This window comes from Nonlabens sp., from assembly GCF_047636915.1.
In the GTDB taxonomy this organism is placed as follows: Bacteria; Bacteroidota; Bacteroidia; order Flavobacteriales; family Flavobacteriaceae; genus Nonlabens.
Map to the genome: position 1 here is coordinate 1 of NZ_JBLIGN010000126.1, position 5,561 is coordinate 5,561.

Consider the following 5,561-nt stretch of genomic DNA (forward strand, 5'->3'; position numbering starts at 1 on the left):
ATTATTATTTCCACAAAATCGGATTCTATTTTTGGACAGTTATTGGTTGTAGGTGTAGGCTTCCCTATAGTTTTTCAAGCGCTGACTAATATGGCAGTTGCGGTAAATCTAATTCCTGTCACGGGACAGACGTTGCCTTTAATAAGTAGTGGTGGTACTTCTATCTTAATGACCTGTATGGCAGTTGGAATTGTGTTGAGTGTTAGTGCAAAACGTGAAGAGACCAAGGCTCAAGAAAAAATGAACGAAGATGAACAGAACCCTTTAGATGTACTTAGTGAAGCCCTATAAAATAATCATATCAGGTGGAGGAACAGGTGGGCACATTTTCCCAGCGATTTCTATTGCAAATGAATGCAGGAAAAGATGGGCAAACTGTGAGGTTTTATTTGTGGGTGCAAGCGATCGCATGGAAATGGAAAAAGTACCTGCCGCTGGTTATGAAATCAAGGGATTGTGGATCAGTGGAATTCAACGAAGTTTATCTCTAAAGAATCTGATGTTTCCGTTCAAAGTGATAAAAAGTTTACATGATGCTCACAAGATCATTAAAGACTTCCAGCCAGATATCGCTATAGGGACAGGTGGTTTTGCCAGTGGGCCATTGCTTTTTATGGCTAGTAAGAAGGGAATTCCTACCTTAATACAAGAGCAAAATTCCTTTCCAGGAATCACTAATAAGTTATTGAGTAAAAAAGTAAATAAAATTTGTGTCGCAAGTTCTGGTCTCGAGCGGTTTTTCCCCAAGGAGAACATTGTTTTAACGGGCAATCCAGTACGTCAGGATTTACTGAATGTTTCTGATTTGAAAGAAGAAGCAGGAACGTATTTTAAATTAAATAGGAATAAAAAAACCTTGCTTGTATTGGGCGGTTCTCTTGGTGCTAGAAGTATCAATCAATTGGTAGAAAGCCAATTAATGGCACTAAAAGAAGAGGTGCAAATTATCTGGCAATGCGGTAAGTTTTATTATGAAGAATATAAAAATAAGTCTGATGATACCGTGCAGGTTTATTCCTTTTTAAATAGAATGGATCTGGCTTACGCAGCAGCAGATTTTGTTATTTCCCGTGCTGGTGCTGGATCTATCTCTGAGCTTTGCATCGTTGGTAAGCCTGTGATATTTATTCCATCACCGAATGTAGCCGAAGATCACCAAACTAAAAATGCGCAAGCAATAACTGAAAAAGATGCTGCGTTGATGATTAGAGAATCAGATTTGGATCAAAATTTTACAACACTTTGGAACGGTCTGTATTCCAATGAAGAGTTACAGAAAAAGCTCTCAAAAAACATCAAAAAAGAGGCGTTTCCAGACGCAACGCAACATATAGTAAACGAAATAGAGCAATTAATTAAATGAAAGAGCTAGAACACATATCACATTTTTATTTCATCGGTATCGGTGGGATAGGGATGAGTGCGCTGGCTCGCTATCTGCATGAGCAGGGAAAACAGGTGGCTGGATACGACCGTATAGTGACGTCATTATCTGTAAAGTTGGAGGAAGAAGGCATTGATATTCATTACACTGATAATTTCGATAAAATTCCAGAGGCTTTTAAAATGAAGGCCACGGCACAAGTAATTTACACACCTGCAGTACCTATAGATTTTGGAGAACTTGTACGCTTTCGCGAAAGCGGTATGACTACCATGAAACGGGCGCAACTTCTAGGTCAGATTTCTAAAACCATGACTTGTCTAGCTATTGCTGGAACGCATGGAAAAACAACAACGACTGCTATTTTAGCCCATTTGCTTTATAAAAGTGATGTAAAGGTAACCGCATTTTTAGGTGGGATTCTTGAAGGATACCATACTAATTATCTGTCTTCTGGAACTGACGTTATGGTGGTAGAAGCAGACGAATTTGACCGATCATTCCTGCAACTCGATCCAGATATTGCTGGAATCACTTCCATGGATGCAGATCATCTAGATATTTATGGAGATGCAGCGACCTTCGAAAAGACCTTTCATGATTTTGCTGGATTACTTGATGTCAATACGCTGCTAATTAATGAACAGCTGGATTTAAAAGGTTTAAAAGTAGGACTGCATTCTGGGGATTATCAAGCGATAAATTTAACCATCGTGGATGGAGTTTATCATTTTGATTTAAAAACGCCACAAAGAATTATAGAAAAATGTGTCTTAAGATTACCTGGTCGGCACAACTTAAGTAATGCGATCCTCGCCATGGCGGTAGCTATAGAATATGGCGTAAATGCTGATAAATTGAAGTTGGCTTTAGGATCCTTTCCAGGGGTAGAACGCAGGTTTACCTATAGGATAAATACGGCAAAAAGGGTTTTAATAGATGATTACGCACATCATCCTACAGAAATCAATGCTGTTTTTCAGGCAGTTTCAGAAATGTATCCAGGGGAAGAGAAATTGGTAGTGTTTCAACCTCATTTATTCTCTAGGACGCGGGATTTTATGGAGGAGTTTGCGCAAGCCTTAAGTCAGTTTGACAAAGTGGCCTTGTTAGATATTTATCCAGCTAGAGAACTCCCTATGGAGGGAATTACTTCCAAACTGTTGTGTCAGAAAATAAATCTATTAGAAAAGGCACCTCAGATAGTGGTTACAGTCGAGAAAGAGGATATTAAAGAGTTTATCGATGAAATGGGAACAAGAATAGTACTCCTTTTAGGCGCGGGAGATATAGGAGTTGAGAGCCTTAAGTTAATTCAAAAATGGGCTGATGCATAAGTTGATAAACATCATAAAGTTGGTATTGGTTACCTTATTGGTAATCAGTCTTTATGGCTTTGCGTCAAATCGTTACAAGGCCAGAAAGCTAAACGCGATAAGCATAACGTTCACGGATTATAGTGATCCCTTTATTTCAGAAAAGAACGTTAATAAATTGTTGATACAAAATAACGATACGGTTAAGAACCTGTTCATAGAAAATTTAGATTTGAATAGGTGCGAGAGGCGACTCCTAGAAAATGCAATGATAAGAAATGCAGAGGTTTCTGTTTCTCTTGACGGATTGCTCAAAGTTGTTGTGCAGCCTAGAAAGCCTATTGCAAGGATTATGGGGAATACAAATGCTTATTTAGATCAGGATAATTTAATCATGCCCTTATCTAAGGAACATACGGTAAACGTGCCGCTGATTTACGGATACCATAAGAAAGTGCAGGATAAAACTTTTGAATTGATAAATTTTATTAAAAGTGATGAGTTGTTAAAAGCATCATTTACTCAAGTAGAATTTGATAGAAGAGATGAGGTAACCTTATTGGTAAGAGCTTTCAATTTTAAAGTTAAATTAGGAAAAGTCGAGAGAATAGAACATAAAATGATCAATTACAAAGCATTTATCTCAAAGATGCAAAAGGACAAAAGTCTGGGAGCGATAAAGACAATAGACTTGCGATTTGACAATCAAGTAGTAGTAACAAAAAAGTAGGAAAATGGAAAAACAAGAATATGCAGTAGGGCTGGATATAGGTACAACAAAGATTGTAGCTATGATCGGTCGTAAGAATGAATACGGCAAACTTGAGATTCTAGGTGTAGGGAGATCAAAAAGTTTAGGAGTACATCGAGGCGTGGTAAATAATATTACACAAACGATCACCTCTATTCAACAAGCCGTAAGTCAGGCAGAAACGGTAAGCGGTATAAAAATAAAGGATGTAACAGTTGGTATTGCTGGACAGCACATACGCAGTCTGCAACACAGCGATTACATTACTCGTGGAGATAGTGATGTAGTCATCGATCAAGATGATATAGCAAAGCTTTGCAATCAAGTTTTTAAGCTAGTCATGCTACCTGGAGAAGAAATTATACATGTATTGCCACAAGAATATAAAATTGATGGACAGTCTGATGTGAAGGAACCCGTAGGAATGTATGGCGGTAGACTGGAAGCAAATTTTCATGTAGTGGTAGGTCAGGTAGCTTCTATACGTAACATCTATAGATGTGTGAAAAGTGCCGATCTCGAATTGAAAAATATCACGCTAGAACCACTTGCCAGTGCAGATGCTGTACTAAGTCAAGAAGAAAAGGAGGCTGGTGTTGCGTTAATTGATATAGGTGGAGGAACTACAGATCTTGCCATTTTTAAAGATGGAATCATACGCCATACGGCGGTAATTCCTCAAGGAGGTAATATCATTACACAAGACATCAAAGAAGGTTGTTCGATTATAGAAAAACAAGCCGAACTTCTCAAAACAAAATTTGGTAGTGCTTGGCCAGGAGAAAATAAAGAAAATGAAATTGTTTCTATCCCTGGATTAAGAGGTCGCGAGCCTAAAGAGATTACGCTTAAAAACTTAAGTAAGATTATTCACGCTCGCGTTATTGAGATCTTAGAAACGGTTTTTGTAGAGATTAAAAACTACGGTCATGACGAGCCTAAAAAGCAATTAATCGCAGGAGTGGTTTTAACTGGCGGTGGAGCCCAATTAAAACACATCAAGCAACTAGCAGAGTATGTAACAGGCATGCCTAGCAGGATAGGATATCCTAACGAGCATCTCGCCGGTGATAGCGATACAGAAAGTACAAGTCCCCTATTTGCAACCGCAGTAGGACTGGTATTGAAAGGTCTGGAAGAGCATTATAAAGAAGAGGTAGAAGAAGTTCCAGTAATTGTTGCTGAAGCAACCGCAATGGATACAGCAGATACCATGAGGGAAGAAGCTCCAACCATTTCTGATGAAGTTAAAAAGCCAGGAATATTTGATTCTTGGGCAACTAAGTTCAAAGAATTCCTAGACAAAGCAGAGTGATCTTTTGTTGAAGAAAACTAATTTAGAATATAATAATAAAAATACCGTGGTGTAAAAACCATAAGATTAAACCATAAAGTAGCCGCATTATGAGTGAAGAATTTAACAGCATAGCCTTCGATTTGCCTAAGAACAAATCAAACGTAATCAAAGTTATCGGTGTAGGTGGTGGTGGTAGCAATGCTATCAAGCACATGTACCAGCAGGGAATTAAAGGAGTAGATTTTGTCATTTGTAACACAGATGCACAAGCGCTTGATAATAGTCCTGTGCCCAATAAAATCCAGTTAGGAGTTACTTTAACCGAAGGTTTAGGAGCAGGAGCAAATCCTGAAGTAGGAGAACGCGCAGCACAGGAAAGTATAGAAGATGTCAAATCATTATTGGACTCTAATACTAAAATGGTATTCATCACTGCAGGAATGGGTGGTGGAACGGGAACTGGTGCCGCCCCGGTAATTGCTAAGATTGCTCGAGATATGGATATCCTTACGGTAGGTATTGTAACCACTCCTTTCCAGTTTGAAGGAAAAGTACGTAATGAACAAGCGCAAAAGGGAATAGAAAAATTTCGCAAGAGTGTGGATTCCTTGATTATTATCAATAACAATAAACTGAGAGATGTTTATGGGAACCTAGGTTTCAAAGCAGGATTTTCAAAAGCTGACGAAGTACTTGCTACTGCCTCTCGAGGTATTGCTGAAGTAATAACCAACCATTACACTCAAAACATTGACCTACATGACGCGAGAACAGTACTTGCTAATAGCGGTACCGCTATTATGGGAAGTGCTC

6 protein-coding genes are annotated in these 5,561 nt (G+C 38.6%); all 6 read left to right on the plus strand.

What is annotated here, in order from left to right:
• The coding region (locus tag ACJAT0_RS12390; RefSeq protein ID WP_415181907.1) for an FtsW/RodA/SpoVE family cell cycle protein at positions 1–291 on the plus strand (291 nt) is incomplete at its 5' end.
• Positions 278–1,363: an undecaprenyldiphospho-muramoylpentapeptide beta-N-acetylglucosaminyltransferase gene (gene murG / locus ACJAT0_RS12395; RefSeq protein WP_415181910.1), complete on the plus strand. Its 1,086-nt coding sequence runs from the start codon at positions 278–280 to the stop codon at positions 1,361–1,363. The genes ACJAT0_RS12390 and murG, both read left to right, overlap by 14 nt.
• Entirely contained in the window at positions 1,360–2,721 is a 1,362-nt protein-coding gene (murC, locus tag ACJAT0_RS12400) for a UDP-N-acetylmuramate--L-alanine ligase (RefSeq protein ID WP_415181908.1), read from the plus strand. The genes murG and murC overlap by 4 nt, the downstream gene beginning before the upstream one ends.
• The gene (locus ACJAT0_RS12405) at positions 2,714–3,430 is read left to right on the plus strand and encodes a cell division protein FtsQ/DivIB (protein WP_374003756.1); all 717 of its coding nucleotides are present in this window, start codon (positions 2,714–2,716) and stop codon (positions 3,428–3,430) included. The genes murC and ACJAT0_RS12405 overlap by 8 nt, the downstream gene beginning before the upstream one ends.
• Before the next feature lie 4 nt (positions 3,431–3,434).
• Positions 3,435–4,766, plus strand: a complete 1,332-nt coding sequence (ftsA, locus tag ACJAT0_RS12410; protein ID WP_374003755.1) for a cell division protein FtsA — start codon at positions 3,435–3,437, stop codon at positions 4,764–4,766.
• A gap of 89 nt (positions 4,767–4,855) precedes the next feature.
• Positions 4,856–5,561: cell division protein FtsZ (locus ACJAT0_RS12415; RefSeq protein ID WP_415181909.1), on the plus strand; the 706-nt coding region annotated here is incomplete at its 3' end.

Bases quoted from the DNA above. Each gene is read 5' to 3' on its own strand.
- murC (WP_415181908.1), top strand. From the start codon at position 1,360: ATGAAAGAGCTAGAACACATATCACATTTTTATTTCATCGGTATCGGT.
- ACJAT0_RS12405 (WP_374003756.1), top strand. From the start codon at position 2,714: ATGCATAAGTTGATAAACATCATAAAGTTGGTATTGGTTACCTTATTG.
- ftsA (WP_374003755.1), top strand. From the start codon at position 3,435: ATGGAAAAACAAGAATATGCAGTAGGGCTGGATATAGGTACAACAAAG.